The organism is Comamonas sp. BIGb0152, from assembly GCF_024809975.1.
Lineage (GTDB): Bacteria > Pseudomonadota > Gammaproteobacteria > Burkholderiales > Burkholderiaceae_C > Comamonas.
The window spans coordinates 87,045-103,055 of record NZ_JANUDY010000005.1; the positions used below are offsets into that span (position 1 = coordinate 87,045).

The 16,011-nt window shown below is 61.5% G+C and carries 14 protein-coding genes; 8 read left to right on the plus strand and 6 right to left on the minus strand.

Going from position 1 to position 16,011, the window contains the following annotated elements; translation table 11 throughout:
• Nucleotides 1-2,333: 2,333 nt before the first annotated feature.
• Both M2375_RS11395 and M2375_RS11400 read right to left on the minus strand, forming a co-directional pair.
• The gene (locus M2375_RS11395) at nucleotides 2,334-2,897 is read right to left on the minus strand and encodes an acyloxyacyl hydrolase (protein ID WP_259166429.1); all 564 of its coding nucleotides are present in this window, start codon (nucleotides 2,895-2,897) and stop codon (nucleotides 2,334-2,336) included.
• A 165-nt stretch (nucleotides 2,898-3,062) separates the two neighbouring features.
• Entirely contained in the window at nucleotides 3,063-3,626 is a 564-nt protein-coding gene (locus M2375_RS11400; RefSeq protein WP_259166431.1) for a Spy/CpxP family protein refolding chaperone, read from the minus strand.
• 311 nt (nucleotides 3,627-3,937) lie between these two features.
• Here M2375_RS11400 and M2375_RS11405 point away from each other — a divergent pair, with 311 nt between their 5' ends.
• Nucleotides 3,938-5,017 carry a recombination-associated protein RdgC gene (locus tag M2375_RS11405; RefSeq protein ID WP_259166432.1) on the plus strand — a complete coding sequence of 360 codons (1,080 nt, stop codon included), beginning with the start codon at nucleotides 3,938-3,940 and terminating at the stop codon, nucleotides 5,015-5,017.
• A gap of 79 nt (nucleotides 5,018-5,096) precedes the next feature.
• Here M2375_RS11405 and cueR read toward each other — a convergent pair whose 3' ends face one another.
• From cueR to gstA, 3 genes are all read right to left on the minus strand, one after another.
• Nucleotides 5,097-5,573, minus strand: a complete 477-nt coding sequence (cueR, locus tag M2375_RS11410) for a Cu(I)-responsive transcriptional regulator (protein WP_259166443.1) — start codon at nucleotides 5,571-5,573, stop codon at nucleotides 5,097-5,099.
• Between the two features lie 2 nt (nucleotides 5,574-5,575).
• On the minus strand, nucleotides 5,576-5,770 hold the full coding sequence (locus M2375_RS11415) for a heavy-metal-associated domain-containing protein (protein WP_259166456.1): 195 nt from the start codon (nucleotides 5,768-5,770) through the stop codon (nucleotides 5,576-5,578).
• Nucleotides 5,771-5,926: 156 nt separating this feature from the next.
• Nucleotides 5,927-6,529, minus strand: a complete 603-nt coding sequence (gstA, locus tag M2375_RS11420) for a glutathione transferase GstA (RefSeq protein ID WP_259166458.1) — start codon at nucleotides 6,527-6,529, stop codon at nucleotides 5,927-5,929.
• A 221-nt stretch (nucleotides 6,530-6,750) separates the two neighbouring features.
• Between gstA and mnmG the strand changes: the two genes are divergently transcribed.
• The 7 genes from mnmG (at nucleotide 6,751) to M2375_RS11455 (ending at nucleotide 13,870) form a co-directional block, all read left to right on the plus strand.
• Complete coding sequence (gene mnmG / locus M2375_RS11425; protein WP_259166476.1) at nucleotides 6,751-8,730, plus strand: tRNA uridine-5-carboxymethylaminomethyl(34) synthesis enzyme MnmG; 1,980 nt, start codon at nucleotides 6,751-6,753, stop codon at nucleotides 8,728-8,730.
• The gene (gene rsmG / locus M2375_RS11430; RefSeq protein WP_259166491.1) at nucleotides 8,727-9,383 is read left to right on the plus strand and encodes a 16S rRNA (guanine(527)-N(7))-methyltransferase RsmG; all 657 of its coding nucleotides are present in this window, start codon (nucleotides 8,727-8,729) and stop codon (nucleotides 9,381-9,383) included. Before mnmG ends, rsmG begins: the two co-directional genes overlap by 4 nt.
• A gap of 162 nt (nucleotides 9,384-9,545) precedes the next feature.
• The gene (locus M2375_RS11435) at nucleotides 9,546-10,160 is read left to right on the plus strand and encodes a LysE family translocator (protein WP_259166493.1); all 615 of its coding nucleotides are present in this window, start codon (nucleotides 9,546-9,548) and stop codon (nucleotides 10,158-10,160) included.
• 22 nt (nucleotides 10,161-10,182) lie between these two features.
• Complete coding sequence (locus tag M2375_RS11440) at nucleotides 10,183-10,956, plus strand: ParA family protein (protein ID WP_259166498.1); 774 nt, start codon at nucleotides 10,183-10,185, stop codon at nucleotides 10,954-10,956.
• 177 nt (nucleotides 10,957-11,133) lie between these two features.
• Nucleotides 11,134-11,697 carry an RBBP9/YdeN family alpha/beta hydrolase gene (locus M2375_RS11445; protein ID WP_404979315.1) on the plus strand — a complete coding sequence of 188 codons (564 nt, stop codon included), beginning with the start codon at nucleotides 11,134-11,136 and terminating at the stop codon, nucleotides 11,695-11,697.
• A gap of 3 nt (nucleotides 11,698-11,700) precedes the next feature.
• Nucleotides 11,701-12,618, plus strand: a complete 918-nt coding sequence (locus tag M2375_RS11450; RefSeq protein WP_259166505.1) for a ParB/RepB/Spo0J family partition protein — start codon at nucleotides 11,701-11,703, stop codon at nucleotides 12,616-12,618.
• 211 nt (nucleotides 12,619-12,829) lie between these two features.
• Complete coding sequence (locus M2375_RS11455) at nucleotides 12,830-13,870, plus strand: peptidoglycan-binding protein (RefSeq protein WP_259166506.1); 1,041 nt, start codon at nucleotides 12,830-12,832, stop codon at nucleotides 13,868-13,870.
• Between the two features lie 73 nt (nucleotides 13,871-13,943).
• On the opposite strand, the gene M2375_RS11460 is transcribed toward M2375_RS11455, so the two are convergent.
• Nucleotides 13,944-16,010 (minus strand): hybrid sensor histidine kinase/response regulator, encoded by a 2,067-nt coding sequence (locus tag M2375_RS11460; protein ID WP_259166509.1) that lies wholly within the window; start codon nucleotides 16,008-16,010, stop codon nucleotides 13,944-13,946.
• Between the last annotated feature and the right edge of the window lies 1 nt (nucleotide 16,011).

Sequence of the window (16,011 nt, forward strand, 5' to 3'; positions counted from 1 at the left end):
TTTGAATTATTCAAATTCAAAATTCATCCGCATCGCTGGCTCCCCCAGGCCAGGCCCCTGACGGCCCGAAAGCCGGCAGCCCCGCTGATCAAAACCAGGCCTTGGCAGGGGCAGCACAGCCTGCATTCAGGCAAGCGCATCAGCCCACCGGCCTTTTTTGGTCTCTTAGGAATCAAAAATGCGGCATTGACCAGGCACAGGCATTGCCAACGGCCAGCCATGTCGGCTTGCGCGCCGTCTCGGGGCGCGGGATGGCTGCAAGGGCTATGCGCGCATGCCGCACCGCCAGGCGCGCAGATGGCAATCCAATCTCCCCCCGCGCTCTCCATCTGCAGCGCAGGGGATCTTCGGCAAAACTCCCTGCCTTGGTCTGAACGCGGGCTCGGCCGATCCGCAGCGTTGTCTTCCTCGGCAATAGCTAGCGCTTGCCTTTAAAAGACGCCTTGCGGTGCATCCGCATCCATCCCATTGGGCGAGGGTTGTGAGCGCCCGCCTAGCGCATTGCGGCAATCACCAGCTGGCCCTAAAGCAAAGCGTTTGCCGCAGCAGGTGCGGGCTTGGCCAGCCCTGCTTCGGTGGGGCCCAGCCATCTCCAGCCACAGCCTCAACCCGCCGTGGGCCGGCGGGGTACCCCAAAGGCTTGGCCACCCCCGCCGCACGAGGGCACTTGGCAAAGCGCTTTCGGCAGCGCCAAACGGCCACCAGCGGTCGCTGTTTGCCCCAGTTCTTCACATGCGCCTTTGCTACCGGCAGGCGCAGCTTCTTGCACACCAAGAACGAGAAAATGCGGGCGTAGCCGTACACCCTCTGCGGCCATCGCATTTAGGCAGTCCATTGATTTGACTCGGTATTGCCAGCGCCAAACCCCAAGCCCACCAGGCATGCGCGATCGTCGGCCACGCGAAGGGCTGCAGAAGATCTGTGGATAACCATGGGTGTAATTCCACAACAACCCCAATGTTATCCACAGAGCATCTGCGTAGCGCAGATTTGCGCCACGACCATGCACCGGAAAAGCCCCCTTGGCCCACAGCCCCAAGCCGCCATAAGCCCTTGTTTCATAGACACTAAAAACTTATCCACAGATTGTATTGACCAAATCGGAACCTGCGCTTTGGCCCAAAAGCTCCCTAAGGGCTGTGGATAAAAGTGCAGGGCCTCTGGCAAAGGGACCCAAGCCGTGCTGAATCCCCTCCTCTGGGTGTCAGTCACCTCTGGTTAGCGCACAAACCAATATTTATCAATAGCTTGCCTGAATTTCCACCGCCTTGAATGTCTGTGCATAACATCTACAACCAAATCATGTTATCCACAGAAATACCCCAAGACCTTTACTTATCCACTTTACAGTGACAGGGATGCACGGGTATGCTCAACATGGTTGGATAAATTGCAAGCTTCTGAAAGTTATCTTTCTTTCCTACTTATCCACAGAAAGTGGCGCCCTTCTACTACTACCTACTATTCTTTTAAAGAAAATAAAAGAAAAACCAAAGCCCAGCTTGGCAGGATTTCATATCTCGAAATTTCCCACACTGTGAAAAGTGCCCCCTCCTTTTGGCGAGAGCGCCATCCAGCCTTTCAGGCTCGGCAAGCGCGCTCGCGTTATGAAGTCGGAAAGGTTCGGAGAAGACGCAGTGACCAGATGGGTGATCGAGGCAGCTGTTTGCCACTGCGCTTTAGGCCGACGCCCATGCTGGTTCATACCCCACCTGACTGTGCGCAAACGCACAGTACAGAATAGGTGCTAGCTATACTTTTAGATGTTGATTTGTCACAGCGACATGGCTTGCCACGCTTTTGGGGCTAGGCATTGGCCAAGTACTGTTGTGCGGCAGGAGCTGCCGGGCTGTCTTTCTGGCTGGGCCTAGGGACCCTCTGCAAAACTCCCTGCCGTGGTCTGAACGCGGTCTCGGGCGATCCGCTACGTTGTCTTTCTTGTCAATAGCCTGCTATTGACTGCAAAAGACGCCTTGCGGCTCATCCCGATCCGCGTCCATCCCTTTGGGCGAGGGTTTTGCAGAGGATCCCTAGCTACGTGGTGGCGGCCTTGGGAATGGCACCCAGAGGCGACAGGAAGGCCTGTGGCGCTTTGACGAGGGGCGGGCAGGGTGTGGACAGCGGTGGGGCTTGCATCGCAGCCTGGTGGCATTGGCGAGGAGATGGGCAGATTCCCTGGCGGGGTACGGGGGTGGCGGCCAAATCCCGATGCTGGAGTCCGCTGGCGCTGGTGATACCAGGCCTGCGCCGTGCTGCCCGGCAGACTGGCGGGGCATGGGCAAAAAAATACCGCCAAGCAGGCGGTATGAAGGGGAAAAGAGGGGCAGGAAAGATCAGAAGTGCCGTGCGTAGCGCAGCTGCACAAAGTTCTCACCTGGGTTGGGCCGTTTGATCGAGGCATTGGAGAGATGCTCCAGCCGTACCGACCATTCGTTCTCGCGGCGCATGCCGGTGAAGTAACCCACGCCGATATGGGTGCCAAAGTTAAAGGCAGTCGAGAAGCGCTTGTCGCGGCTTTCGTAGAGCTTGCTGGAGACATAGCCGCCCAGACCGGCTTCGACAAACCAGGGGTACTGGCTCTTGCTGTGAAAACGCATGGTGGGCACCAGACCGACAACGGCAATGGTGCGGCTGCCTTCTTGCTCCATGCGGTCCGATCTCCAGGCGGACAGGCTCATGTCCCAGTGGGCGGTGACGGGATGGCCCCACCAGAAGGTCTTCCAGTCCATCGGGATGGTGGAGCCAACGGAGAGCGTTCGCGCATCACGCTCGGCAACGCCTGCTTGCAGGTACAAGGTAGGGGTGTTGCGCTTGTCGGCGAATTGCGCATGGGCAGAAGCACTCCAGACCGTCAGCGCGCACAAGCCAAGGGCGGAGAGAAGAGGGCGGTATTGCATTAAATAATGTTACACCTGGACTACAGGCGCTTTTGTCAGCAAAAGCTGGATGTTGCCTGTATGCAACCGCTGACGCTATCACGGGCAAAAAAATGCGCAGCGTGTCAGGCGCTGCGCATGGGGGCTGGTCAGAAGGCCGGCAAGCCCTGAAGAGGGCACTGGGCCTTATTTGCTGTCCAGCGGCGGAACAGACTGTTTCGGATTTGGGGCTTGATGTTTGTGACCATGTGGGCCCTTGCCATCCGGGCCGCGTCCACGGCGCTCATGCATTTTGAGGGTTTCGCTGTCAAAGGTCTTTTGCTGCTCGGGTGTCAGGCTCGCATAGAAGGCCTTGGTGGCCTGGTTGCGCTGGTCCATCGCCGCCTGGTGCTTGGTGTGCATGGCTTGCATGGCGTCAATGCGCTCAGGCGTGGTCAGCTTGGCAAAATCCGGGCGTTCGGGGCGCTCGCCAGGGGCAGGGCGCTGGGGTTTGACTGCGGCGATATAGCTGTTCCAGGCGGTTTCCTGGTTGGCATTGAGCTTGAGCGAGGCCTTGAGCGCCTGCATGCGCTTGGCCATATGCGCCTCACGTGCTTCCCGTGCCTCTGGGCCGTGGGCCTTCTTGGCCGGGGCTGGCGCGCTTTGCGCGGTAGGCGCCGCTGCCGGAGCGCTGGTGGTTTGGGCGAAGCTGGAGACCGTCAGGCTGGCCAGCATGGCGGTAACGATGGCACTGCGTTGCAGGAGAGACATGGTGTTTCCTTTCCGGGTGGTGATGTCTTATGCGATGACTGCAGTGTCCGCCTGCCATGTAATAGCGCCGTCGCTGGATGGTATGGCTGTGTAAAGATTTACCAATTTTGGTTGTGGTGGCACCAGGCGGCGTGCCGGTTTTGTGCCTGTCAACCCATCCAAAGCCCGGCTTTTTTGCGCGGTTCATCGGCCAGAATCGGCTCGGATTCGCGGCACAATGGACGGCAGATCATTGCGGCAAACCATGGCCGCTTTGTGTTTTTTTAAAGCTTGCTCGCCCTGGGCAGCAGCGCCCAGAACAAAGGAATGGCATGTTCAAGAACATGATTTTTTACCGTATCTCCGAAGCCTGGCAGCCCGACCTGGTCGCGCTGGACACGGCCTTGGCCAAGCAGCAGTTTGAGCAGTGCGGTGCCACCCAGGAAAAGTCCACCGGTTGGGTGCCGCCCCGGGGCGAAGAGCACGGTGCCATGGTCGAATCGGTGGGTGGCCAATGGATCTTGCGGCTGATGAGCGAGAGCAAGATGCTGCCCGCCAGCGTGCTCAACCGCAAGGTCGATGAGAAGCTCGCCCAGATCGAAGCCCAGGAAGGCCGCAAGCCCGGCAAGAAGGAAAAGCAGGAGCTCAAGGACGAGTGCAAGCTCGATCTGCTGCCCATGGCCTTCACCAAGCAGGGCGGCCTGTGGATCTGGATGGACCCGCAGGCGCGCCTGCTGGTGCTGGACACCAGCAGCCAGGGCCGTGCCGACGAGGTGATCACGATGCTGGTGGAAGCCTCGCCAGGCTTTGCGGTGGCGCTGATCGACACCCAAAGCAGCCCCCAGGGCGCGATGTCCGCCTGGCTGCACAGCTATGACGCGCCGGCGGGCTTTAGCATCGACCAGGAGTGCGAGCTCAAAAGTGCCGATGAATCCAAGGCCGTGGTGCGCTATGCCCGCCACCCGCTGGGTATCGACGAGATCCGCGAGCATATCGACCAGGGCAAGCTACCCACCAAGCTGGCCATGACCTGGGACGACCGGGTGAGCTTTGTGCTGACCGAAGGCCTGCAGCTCAAAAAGGTGGCCTTGCTCGATGTGGTGATGGAAGGGGCCAGCGAAGATGGCGGCTTTGACGCCGATGTGGCCATTGCCACCGGAGAGTTCAGCCAGATGATCCCCGACCTGATCCAGGCCCTCGGCGGCGAAGGCCGCACTGAGCTGGGCCAACTGCCGGACCGAGGCGATAAACCTGCAGCAGTGCGCTTGGAAGGGGCTGCAGCGCCCGTCAAGCCCATCAGCCAGGGGGTAGGGGCGGCTCAGCCTTTCCATGCGTCTGGCAAGGCCGGAGGCACGCAGACGGGTCCCAAATCCGCACCGGTGGACGAGGATCCCGATTCCAGTCCGTTCTGATCTTCAGGACCCCAGAAACGACAACGCGCTCCCAGGAGCGCGTTTTTTATGCCGGAGGCGGTTTTGTCTGTCCAGCCCCTCAATGCTTGCAGCAGCTGGCAGCGTCCGGGTCTGCACTGGGGTCCGACAGCCTGTCGAGAATAGGGCAGTCCGCGCGCTGGTCGCCGTGGCAGCTGTGCACCAGCGTTTGCAGCGATCGCTCCATGGCTTTCATCGCGGCAATGCGCTCGCGCAAGGCCTCGATATGCTTTTGCGCAATCTCCTTGACCGAGCTGCTGGCCCGCTGCTTGTCGTGCCAGAGGTTGAGCAGGTTTTCTATCTCTTCCATCGAGAAGCCCAGGTCCCGGCTGCGGCGGATGAAGGACAGGGTGTGCACATCCGACTGCGTGTAGAGCCGGTAGCCGCTGTCGCTGCGGTGCACCTGGGGCAGCAGGTTCAGCGACTCATAGTGGCGCGCCATGCGCGACGAAATACCCGCCAGCTGGGCCGCTTTGCTGATGGACACCGGCCAGGCAATGGCGCGCTCCGCTGCAGGTTTGCGTGACGGGCTGGCCATGCTTACTGGACCTGGTAGCCTTCGGCCGCAATCGCCGCGGCAATCTTGTCGGCCGGCTGGCTGGACTCGACCACCACCTTGCCTTGGGCGCGGTCAATCTGCACGGTGGCCTGGGCATCGAGTTGCTGAACGGCCTGGGTGACGGAGCGCTCGCAGTGGCCGCAGGTCATGCCTTGGACTTGGAAGGTGTTTTGCATCTGGTTTTCCTTTTCAGTGGTTGATGGCCTGATCTTGAAAGCTGACACGGTGTGAAGGTCAAGACCAGGGTCTTTATCCCAAAACAGACCATCGAACGCTGGGCCCGCCGAGTTGTGTTTCACGTGAAACACAACCCGGAATGGCAAGCTTGGCGCTTACTGCTTTTCGTCTGCGATGGCCTTTTGCACCGAAGGGCGTGCACCCACGCGCTGCAGGAAGTTGGCCAGGTTGGGCAGGCCGCTGATGTCTACGCCCACAAATTTGCTCCAGCCGCAGACGGTGAACAGGTAGCCATCGGCCACGGTGAAGTTCGCGCCCATCAGGAAATCCTTGCCCGCCAGTTGCGAATCCACCCAGGTCAGGCGCTTGAGCACCTGCACGCGTGCCATGTCTTTGACGGTGTCGGGCATATTGGGGTTGAACAGCGGGGAGAAGCCCTTGTGCACCTCGGTGCCGATAAAGCCCAGCCACTCTTGCAGCTGGTAGCGCTCAAAGCTGCCGTTGGCGGGGGCCAGCTTGGATGCAGGGGCCTGGTCAGCGATGTACTGCACGATGGCTGGGCCTTCGCGTAGGCGCTGGCCGTTGTCCAGCTCCAGCACCGGCACATAGCCCAGCGGGTTGATGGTGTAGAAATCGGTGCCGTCCTTGAGTTGGTGGGTCTTGGTGCTGGCCATCTCCAGGGTGAAGGGCAGACCGGCTTCCAGCAAGGCGATGTGGGGCGACAGCGAACAGGCGCCGGGAGAGAAATACAGCTTCATCGACAAATCTCCAGTGAAGGTTTAAGGCGAACCATGCTATCCCTTTTGACAAGGCTTTGCAGCAGGGGTGGATGCGGCGCAATAACACGGCTGCCCGCGTGTAAACCCCCAAGTCATTAAAATAGCGGGCAAAACCGACTATTCGCCATTCTGTCAAAGGGCTGCAGAAGGGCATGACTGCATGCAAGGCAGCTGCCTTGCGAGCCCTGGAACGAGGCCCTATGAGCCAAACCCCCTATACCTATCCGCAAGAATTTGACGTCATCGTTGTCGGTGGCGGCCATGCCGGCACCGAAGCAGCGCTGGCCGCTGCCCGCATGGGCAGCAAAACGCTGCTGCTGACCCACAACATCGAAACCCTGGGCCAGATGAGCTGCAACCCCAGCATCGGCGGCATTGGCAAAGGCCACCTCGTCAAGGAAGTGGATGCACTGGGCGGCGCCATGGCGCTGGCCACTGACAAGGGTGGTATCCAGTTCCGCATTCTCAACAGCTCCAAGGGGCCTGCCGTGCGCGCCACCCGTGCCCAGGCGGATCGCATTCTGTACAAGGCGGCGATCCGCGAGACCTTGGAGAACCAGCCCAACCTCTGGCTGTTCCAGCAAGCGGTCGATGACCTGATGGTCGAGGGCGACCGGGTGGTTGGCGCCGTTACCCAGGTGGGTATCCGTTTTCGCAGCCGCACCGTGGTGCTGACGGCGGGCACCTTTTTGGACGGCAAGATCCATGTGGGCCTGAACCACTATGCCGCCGGCCGCGCCGGTGATCCGCCCGCTGTCAGCCTGTCGGCACGTCTGAAAGAGCTGAAGCTGCCCCAAGGGCGCTTGAAGACCGGCACGCCACCGCGCATCGATGGGCGCTCGATCGACTTCAGCCAGTGCGAGACCCAGCCCGGTGACGGCATGCCCGGCGGGGTGAACGAAGGGCAACTGCCAGTGTTCAGCTTTATGGGCAAGGCATCCATGCACCCGGCGCAAATGCCGTGCTACATCACCCATACCAATGCCCGCACGCATGAGATCATCCGCAGCGGCTTTGACCGCAGCCCCATGTTCACCGGCAAGATCGAAGGGGTAGGGCCGCGCTACTGCCCCAGCGTGGAAGACAAGATCAACCGCTTTGCCGACAAGGAAAGCCACCAGATCTTTTTGGAGCCCGAGGGCCTGACCACCCACGAGTACTACCCCAACGGCATCTCCACCAGCCTGCCCTTCGACATCCAGTACGAACTGGTGCGCAGCATGAAGGGCCTGGAGAACGCCCATATCCTGCGGCCTGGCTATGCGATCGAGTACGACTACTTCGATCCGCGCTCGCTGAAGAACAGTTTTGAGACCAAGCAGATCCAGGGCCTGTTCTTTGCCGGCCAGATCAATGGCACGACTGGCTACGAAGAGGCCGCTGCCCAAGGCTTGTTTGCCGGCATGAACGCGGCACTGCAGTGCCGGGGCGAAGGCCCCTGGACGCCGCGCCGCGACGAAGCCTACCTGGGCGTGCTGGTCGATGACCTGATCACCAAGGGCGTGACCGAGCCCTACCGCATGTTCACCAGCCGGGCAGAGTTCCGCCTGCAGCTGCGCGAAGACAATGCCGACATGCGCCTGACTGAAGAGGGGCGCAAGTTTGGTTTGGTCGATGATGCACGCTGGGAGTCTTTCAGCCGCAAGCGGGATGCTGTTTCACGTGAAACAGAACGCCTCAAAGCCACCTGGGTGAACCCACGGATCGTATCTGCGCAAGAAGCTGAACGCGTTCTGGGCAAGGCCATGGAGCGCGAATACAACCTGTTCGATCTGCTGCGCCGCCCAGGGGTGGATTACGCCACCTTGATGAGCATGAATGAAGGCGCCTACCAATCCAGCGATGTTTCACGTGAAACACTGGGTGGTCTGACCGAATCGGTCTTGGAGCAGGTTGAGGTGGGTGCCAAGTACTCGGGCTATATCGATCGCCAGAAAGACGAGGTGGAGCGCGCAGCGCATTACGAGAAACTGCGCCTGCCCGCCGAGCTGGACTATATGCAGGTCATCGCCTTGTCGTTTGAAGTGCGCCAGAAGCTGCAAACCCACCGCCCTGAGACCCTGGGCCAGGCCTCTCGTATTTCTGGCGTCACGCCAGCTGCCATTTCCCTTTTGATGGTGCATTTGAAAAAGGGTGGCTTTAAAGGCTTCAACACCGCACAAGAGGTAACCACTGCATGAGCGCACTATTGGAAGCACCGTTGCGCGACGGGGTAGAGCAGCTGGGCCTGTCCCTGAACGATGGACAGATTGAGCAGCTGATGGCCTTTTTGGATCTGCTGCAAAAGTGGAACAAGGTCTACAACCTGACATCGCTGCGCGACCCGCAAGAGATGCTGACCCTCCATATGCTCGACAGCCTGGCTGCCGTGCCGCCGTTGGCACGCCACCTGGCAGCCAAGGGTTTGCCGGCTCCCAAGCTGCTTGATGTGGGTTCGGGCGGCGGACTGCCGGCCGTCGTGTTTGCGATCTGCCTGCCCCAGTTGGATGTGAGCTGTGTGGATACCGTGGGCAAGAAGGTGGCCTTTATCCAGCAAGTGGCTGCTGCGCTGCGGCTGCGCAATCTGCATGGCATCCAGTCGCGGGTGGAGCAGTTGAGCCAGCAGTACGACGTGGTCAGCTGCCGTGCCTTTGCCGCCTTGCAGGACTTCACCGCCTGGTCGGCCCAGACCTTGCGTGCCGATGGCATTTGGTTGGCGATGAAGGCCAAGCGCCCGGACGATGAGCTGGCCCTGCTACCAGCCACGGTGCAGGTGCTGGGCATCGAGCCTTTGAAGGTGCCCGGGCTCGATGCCGAGCGCTGCATTGTCTGGATGCAGCAGCAGGCGGCATAGCCCCGTCTTGCGGATCGCAGCCGCACCACTGGAATGCTCGTCTATCAGCCCCGATTTTTCGGGGCTGTTTGTTGACGCTTGAGCCGGTAACAACGCACTTTTTGCTGGCTGGCAAGCAGGGCCGTCGTTTACACTCAAAGTTTCCATCGCAGAGGACGGCACATGTTTGGCATTTCTGACTATGGTGCATTTGTCTTCGCCGTGCTCCTGTTCTTGATGATTCCAGGGCCCGGCAACCTGGCGCTGATCACCTCCACGGGCAAAGGCGGTATCAAGGCCGGTCTGGCCGTATGCGCGGGCTGCATGGCCGCAGACCAGGTGCTGATGTGGCTGGCGGTCGCTGGCGTGGCGGCGGTAATGACCGCGTACCCAGCTGCCTTTCACGCCGTGCAATGGCTGGGCGCGGCCTACCTGGCCTGGATTGGCTACAAGCTGATAACGGCCAAACCTGGCGACCAGCCTGTGATCAAAATTGCGCCCCGGCATTATTTCAAGCAAGGCTTTCTCATCACCATGATGAATCCCAAGGCCATTGTGTTCTACATGGCGTTTTTCCCGCTGTTTGTGGATCCGGCCACCCACCGAGGCTTGCCCACATTTGCGGTGATGGCAGCGACCGTGGCGGTGATCAGCCTGGCCTACTGCTCGGTGGTGGTGCTGATCACCAAGATGCTGGCCGAGCGCCTGCGCGCCAATCCGGCCTTGGTCAAATGGCTGGAGAAAACAGCGGGTGTGTTTTTGATTGGTTTTGGCCTCAAGCTGGCCCTGACCAAATAAGTTAGTGGACAAGCGAGTTCTCATGGCAAAAATTTTCTGTATCGCCAACCAAAAGGGCGGCGTTGGCAAGACCACCACCGCCGTCAACCTGGCGGCCGGCCTGGCCAAGATCAAGCAGCGCGTGCTCTTGGTCGACCTGGACCCCCAAGGCAATGCCACCATGGGCTCGGGCATCGACAAGCGGGCGCTGGAGACCTCCGTCTACGACGTGCTGCTCGAATCCAGCACCATCCAGGAGGCGGCCGTCAAATCCGAGCGCTGCGGCTACTGGGTGCTGGGTGCCAACCGCGAGCTGTCCGGTGCCGAGGTCGAGCTGGTCGAGCTGGAGCGCCGTGAAAAGCGCCTCAAGGCCGCGCTGGAAGCCTGCGACGCCGACTTCGACTTTGTGCTGATTGACTGCCCGCCCAGCCTGTCCATGCTTACCTTGAACGGCCTGTGCTCGGCCCACGGCGTGATCGTGCCCATGCAGTGCGAGTACTTTGCGCTCGAAGGCCTGACCGACCTGGTCAACACCATCAAGCAGGTGCATGCCAACCTCAACCGCGATCTGGAGATCATCGGTCTGCTGCGCGTCATGTTCGATCCGCGCATCACCTTGCAGCAGCAGGTCAGCGACCAGCTGCGCGAGCATTTTGGCGACAAGGTGTTCGACACCGTCATCCCCCGCAATGTGCGCCTGGCCGAAGCGCCCAGCTATGGCCTGCCAGGCGTCGTGTTCGACCCCTCGGCCAAGGGCAGCAAGGCCTTTTTGGAGTTCTCCAAGGAAATGGTCAAGCGCATCAAGCGCATGAAGTGACGGCCGGCCTTGGCCGCTGCCGATCCAAGACCTCCCATGCCCCGCATGCGGAGGTCTTTTTCATAGCCGCCTGCAGGGCGATGGGGCGCGCATTGCACGCCATGGACATTCGGGCACAATAAGGGTTTGATTTTTTTGAAACGGCGCAGTACGGTGGCGCTTTTTTGCTATTAAAAAATGAGCATTGAAACCTCGTCCATCAAACTGCTGCCGGGATGGCAAAACAGCGGGCCGGGCCATTGGCAAACGGTGTGGGAGCAAGACTTGGGTTATGAGCGCGTGCAGCAGCACGACTGGCTGCACCCCAAGCGCGGCGACTGGACCGCACGCCTGCAAGATGTAGTGCTGGATGCGCCCGAACCGGTGGTGCTGGTGGCCCACAGCCTGGGCTGCATCCTGACGGCCTGGTGGGCCGCGCATTCGCCGTTAGCGGCCCGCAAGGTGCGCGGCGCGCTGCTGGTGGCCCCGGGCGATGTGGAGCGGCCCGATCTGGCCGAGCAGATCCCTGGCTGGTCGCCGATTGCGCTGCAGAAACTGCCGTTTCCCGCCATCCTGGTGGGCAGCCAAAACGACCCCTATTGCAGCGCCGAGCGCGCGCAGTGGCTGGCGGGCCACTGGGGCGCACGCTGGGTGGACCAGGGCGCATGCGGCCATATCAATGCCGAATCCGGCCTGGGGGACTGGCCGCTGGGCCAGGCGCTGCTGGCCGAGTTGATGGCCGAACCAACAAAGGTAAATTAAGACATGGTTACCAAGAAACCCAAGGGGCTGGGACGCGGCCTCGAAGCATTGCTGGGCCCCAAGGTCGAAGATGCGGTGCCTGCCGCTGACGACCGAGCCCTGGTGCCGCACCAGCTGCTGCTCGACCAGATGGTGCCCGGCGTCTACCAGCCGCGCACGCGCATGGACGAAGGCGCCCTCTACGAGCTGGCCGAAAGCATCAAGGCCCAGGGCATCATGCAGCCCATCCTGGTGCGCAAGCTGGCATCGGGCGACAACGCGGGCAAGTACGAAATCATTGCTGGTGAACGGCGCTTTCGCGCAGCCCGCATTGCCGGCCTGGCCGAGGTGCCGGTGCTGGTGCGTGAGGTGCCGGACGAGGCCGCCGCCGCGATGGCGCTGATCGAGAACATCCAGCGCGAAGACCTCAACCCGCTGGAAGAGGCCCAAGGCCTGTCCCGCCTGGTGGGCGAGTTCCAGATGACGCATGAGCAGGCAGCGCAGGCGGTGGGCCGCTCGCGCTCGGCCGCCTCCAATCTCTTGCGCCTGTTGAACCTGGCTGAGCCGGTGCAGACCATGCTGATGGCCGGGGACCTGGACATGGGCCACGCCCGTGCCCTGCTGGTGCTGGACCGTGCCGCGCAGATCACCGCTGCCAACCAGATCAATGCCCGCAAACTCAGCGTGCGCGAGGCCGAAAGCCTGGTCAAAAAGGTCAGCGCCGAGTTCTCGGGAGAAACCCCGGTCAGGGCCAAGGCGGCGAAATCACGCGATCTCAAGCGGGTGGAAGAAGAGCTGTCGGACCTGCTGATGGCCGAGGTGGAAGTGCGGGTGAAAAAGCGGGTCAAACGCGCGGGCAAGCTCGAAGAGATGGGGGAATTGGTCATCCAGTTCGGATCACTGGATGCACTGAATGGATTGATTGATAAATTACGAGGATAATGCAGCGGCCATGTGCTGCACGTCGTGATTTTGGTGACATTTTCTAACAACCTCGCTTAAGAGTGGATATCACTCTTCAAGCCGAAGTTTCTGGAGCAAGGTGTCCCTTGTCGGCAGCGCAAAGCAAAGATATGCCATCGAAGTCATCGAGCCTGGAAGTAATTTCAGGCTCTCTTTGAATACACAACTGATTTATTTGCGGGAGAGCGACATGAAAAAGGCAGCACTGGCGGCATTGGCCGTTTTGGCATTGGCAGGTTGCGAGAGCACCGGTATGAAGCTGGGTGGCGGCACCAACAACATGGTGACCGGCGGCGCCGCTGGCGGCAGCAGCCAGGGCGAGAACAGCCAACTGGAGAAATGCGATTCTCCCGTGGGCACCGTGTCCCTGGTCGAGAACCAGCAAGCCGGTTGGTACACCATTTTGCGCAATGAATACCGCCTGCCGCCCACGGCCAATCTGCTGCGTGTGCTGATCCAGCAATCGAACTGCTTTGTGGTGGTTGAGCGCAGTGCAGCCGGCATGAACGCCATGACCCGCGAGCGCGCCATGATGGACAACGGCGAAATGCGCAAGGGCAGCAATTTCGGCAAGGGCCAGGTGGTCGCATCGGATTATGGTCTGACGCCTGAGGTGACCTTCAGCGAAGACAATGCCGGCGGCTTTGGCGCAGCGCTGGGTGGCATTTTGGGTGGCCGTGGCGGCAGCGCAGTGGCCGGTGTGGCAGCCAGCAGCAAGACGCGTGAAGCCTCGGCCATGCTGACCCTGGTGGACAACCGCTCGGGCGTGCAGGTGTCCTCATCCACCGGCAATGCCAGCAAGACCGACTGGGGCGGCTTTGGCACCCTGTTCGGCGGCGCGGCTGGTGCCGGCATGGGCGGTTACTCCAACACCTCGCAAGGCAAGGTCGTGTCCGCTGCCTTCGTCGATGCCTACAACCAAATGGTGCAGGCGCTGCGCAACTACAGCGCCCAGTCCGTCAAGGGCCAGGGCCTGGGCGGCGGCGGTCGTCTGGGTGTGGATGGCGCAGCAGCGCCCAGCCAGACCTCGGCACCCGGCGCCAAGACCAATGTGCGCATGGGCATGAAGCAGGCGCAGCAGCGCCTCAACGAACTGGGCTACGACGTAGGCACGCCTGATGGTGCCGCAGGCCCGCGCACCCAGAACGCGCTGCGCGCCTTCCAGCAAGACCAAGGCTTGTCGGTAAGCGGCCGCCTGGACCAGGCAACCATGCGCCAGCTGTCCGAATAAAGCTCGCTGCGTTTTCGAACGCGACTGCAAGCGCAAAGCCCGCCGGTCTAATCAACAGACCCGGCGGGTTTTTTCATGCCCGGTCGGTGGGCAAGTCGATATCTGCAGGTGGCTGGGTTTCCATGAACTCCTCGATATCGCAGCGCAGCTGCAGCTCGCGCGACAGCAAGCTGTGCAGCATGCGCGGGTCGATGGGTTTGTGCATCAAGGTGGCCCCCAGGCTGTTGGCCATCTGCAGCCGTTTGGGGGCGGTGTCGCCGGTCAGGATCACGTAATGGGGCAGCATCTGCTGCCAAGGCGGGTGCTCCGCCGTGGCATCGCGCAGGGCCATGACGACCATGCTGCCGTCCTCGGTGGCCGACAGGCGCAGGTCGGTCAGCACCACATCAAAGGGCTTGCTGTTGCTCTCCTGCATATGGCCGATGAGGCGCTGCACCTGGTCCACATTGGCCGCGCTCATCACCTGGCAGTGCCATTGCTCCAGCATGCTGGTCAGGCCCACGCGCACCAGGGGCTCGTCATCGACCACCAGCACCTTGAGGCCATGCAGCGACGAGTAGTCGCCATCATCGGGCTGCTCCCACAGCCCCGCCACCAGCCCATAGCCGCCCGCGGGCACGGCCTCGGCCATCAGGCTGACCCGAAACACGCTGCCGCGCCCCGGTATCGATGAGAGCGCGACCTGCACGTTCAGGATATCGGCCAGCTCGCGCACGATGGCCAGTCCCAGGCCCAGGCCCTTGGTGCCCATGTGCTGGTCCTCGCCCACCTGGCGGAATTTCTGAAAGATCAGGTCGTGGTTTTCGGCTTCGATGCCCAGGCCGGTATCCCAGACCTCGATGACGCGCTGCAGGCCGCGCTTGCGCACCCCCAGCAGCACGCCGCCCTGGTCGGTGTAGCGCAGCGCGTTGGAGACCAGGTTGCGCAGCAGCATGAACAGCAGCGACTGGTCGGTGTAGATCCAGTCCTCGCTATCCCGCACCCGAAAGACCAGGTTCTTGGCATCGGCCTGGGGGCCGAACTCCTTTTCCAGCCGGCGCAGAAAGCCGGCAATGGCCACCGGTTGCAACTTGGGGTCCAGCACGCCGGCTTCGATGCGCGAATAGTCCATCAAGGTGTCGAGCATCTCGCGGCTGGCCGCCAGCGCTGCGCGCGCATGCTCCAGCACAACCGCTTGCTGGGTATTGAGGCCCGAGCCGCGCAGGGTTTCGAGAAACAGATTGAGCGCCTGCACCGGCTGGCGCAAGTCGTGGCTGGCACCGGCCAGAAAGCGGTTTTTAGCGCGCACCGCATTCTGGGCCGAGCGGGCGTGGTCGCTGAGGTGCTTTTTGTAGGAGGCAATGGCCCGGCCCAGCTGGTCGATCTCATCGCCCCATTGCTGCGGCACGGCGTAGATGCCGCCAAACTCGTCATTGCTCACCTCGCGGCGCAGCGCCACCAGGCGCCGTGATACCGAGGCATGCATGTAGATGCCCGCCATGGCCACGCACAAGATCAGCACGGCCACCAGCCAGTTGAGGTTGCTCTGCTGGGCTGCCACGTCCCGGGACAGCTGCACGCTGCGCTCATTGAGCTGGCGGCGCAAGTCGGCCGCCGCGCGGCTGGCCAGCAAGGACATATCGGTGGCCAGCATCTGGTTCTCGGCCACCAGCTGGAAGACGGCGCGGTCATCCAGGCCATGCTGCGCCGGCTGAAAGATCGCCTGGCTCAGCTTCTGCACATTGGCATTGAGCGCATTGCGCTTGGACTGCATCAGCGGGTCGATGGCGCCCTCCTGCCGGCTTTGCGTCATCTCGCCGAGCAGCTTGTCGAGCCAGCCCATGCGGTCGGTCAGCTCCACCATGTTCAGCCGCCGCTCGCCGATGTCATTGGTGATGGCCACCAGGCGGGCGTAGCTGCCGATCATCTCGCTTTGCTGCATTACCCGTGTGCTGGCAATGAGCTGTTCCATCTCCACACTCGACAGCTGCTGCAAGGCTTGGTTGGTGCGGCGCAGGCCCTGCAAGGTCAGGGCAAACACCACGGCAATACCCACGGCCAGAATCACCAGCATCAGCAGGATGCGCGAGGTTACCGACATCGGAAAACTGCGTTTTTCCGGCGGCGTGGGTATCGCTGCGGGAGGCGGGTTGTCTGCCATG

What these genes read in the sequence shown, in the direction of transcription:
- cueR (WP_259166443.1), bottom strand. Translation starts at nt 5,573, where the DNA reads ATGGCCAGCCCGTCACGCAAACCTGCAGCGGAGCGCGCCATTGCCTGG.
- M2375_RS11405 (WP_259166432.1), top strand. Translation starts at nt 3,938, where the DNA reads ATGTTCAAGAACATGATTTTTTACCGTATCTCCGAAGCCTGGCAGCCC.
- M2375_RS11440 (WP_259166498.1), top strand. Translation starts at nt 10,183, where the DNA reads ATGGCAAAAATTTTCTGTATCGCCAACCAAAAGGGCGGCGTTGGCAAG.
- M2375_RS11415 (WP_259166456.1), bottom strand. Translation starts at nt 5,770, where the DNA reads ATGCAAAACACCTTCCAAGTCCAAGGCATGACCTGCGGCCACTGCGAG.
- M2375_RS11400 (WP_259166431.1), bottom strand. Translation starts at nt 3,626, where the DNA reads ATGTCTCTCCTGCAACGCAGTGCCATCGTTACCGCCATGCTGGCCAGC.
- M2375_RS11455 (WP_259166506.1), top strand. Translation starts at nt 12,830, where the DNA reads ATGAAAAAGGCAGCACTGGCGGCATTGGCCGTTTTGGCATTGGCAGGT.
- M2375_RS11460 (WP_259166509.1), bottom strand. Translation starts at nt 16,010, where the DNA reads ATGGCAGACAACCCGCCTCCCGCAGCGATACCCACGCCGCCGGAAAAA.
- M2375_RS11435 (WP_259166493.1), top strand. Translation starts at nt 9,546, where the DNA reads ATGTTTGGCATTTCTGACTATGGTGCATTTGTCTTCGCCGTGCTCCTG.
- mnmG (WP_259166476.1), top strand. Translation starts at nt 6,751, where the DNA reads ATGAGCCAAACCCCCTATACCTATCCGCAAGAATTTGACGTCATCGTT.
- rsmG (WP_259166491.1), top strand. Translation starts at nt 8,727, where the DNA reads ATGAGCGCACTATTGGAAGCACCGTTGCGCGACGGGGTAGAGCAGCTG.
- M2375_RS11445 (WP_404979315.1), top strand. Translation starts at nt 11,134, where the DNA reads ATGAGCATTGAAACCTCGTCCATCAAACTGCTGCCGGGATGGCAAAAC.
- gstA (WP_259166458.1), bottom strand. Translation starts at nt 6,529, where the DNA reads ATGAAGCTGTATTTCTCTCCCGGCGCCTGTTCGCTGTCGCCCCACATC.
- M2375_RS11450 (WP_259166505.1), top strand. Translation starts at nt 11,701, where the DNA reads ATGGTTACCAAGAAACCCAAGGGGCTGGGACGCGGCCTCGAAGCATTG.
- M2375_RS11395 (WP_259166429.1), bottom strand. Translation starts at nt 2,897, where the DNA reads ATGCAATACCGCCCTCTTCTCTCCGCCCTTGGCTTGTGCGCGCTGACG.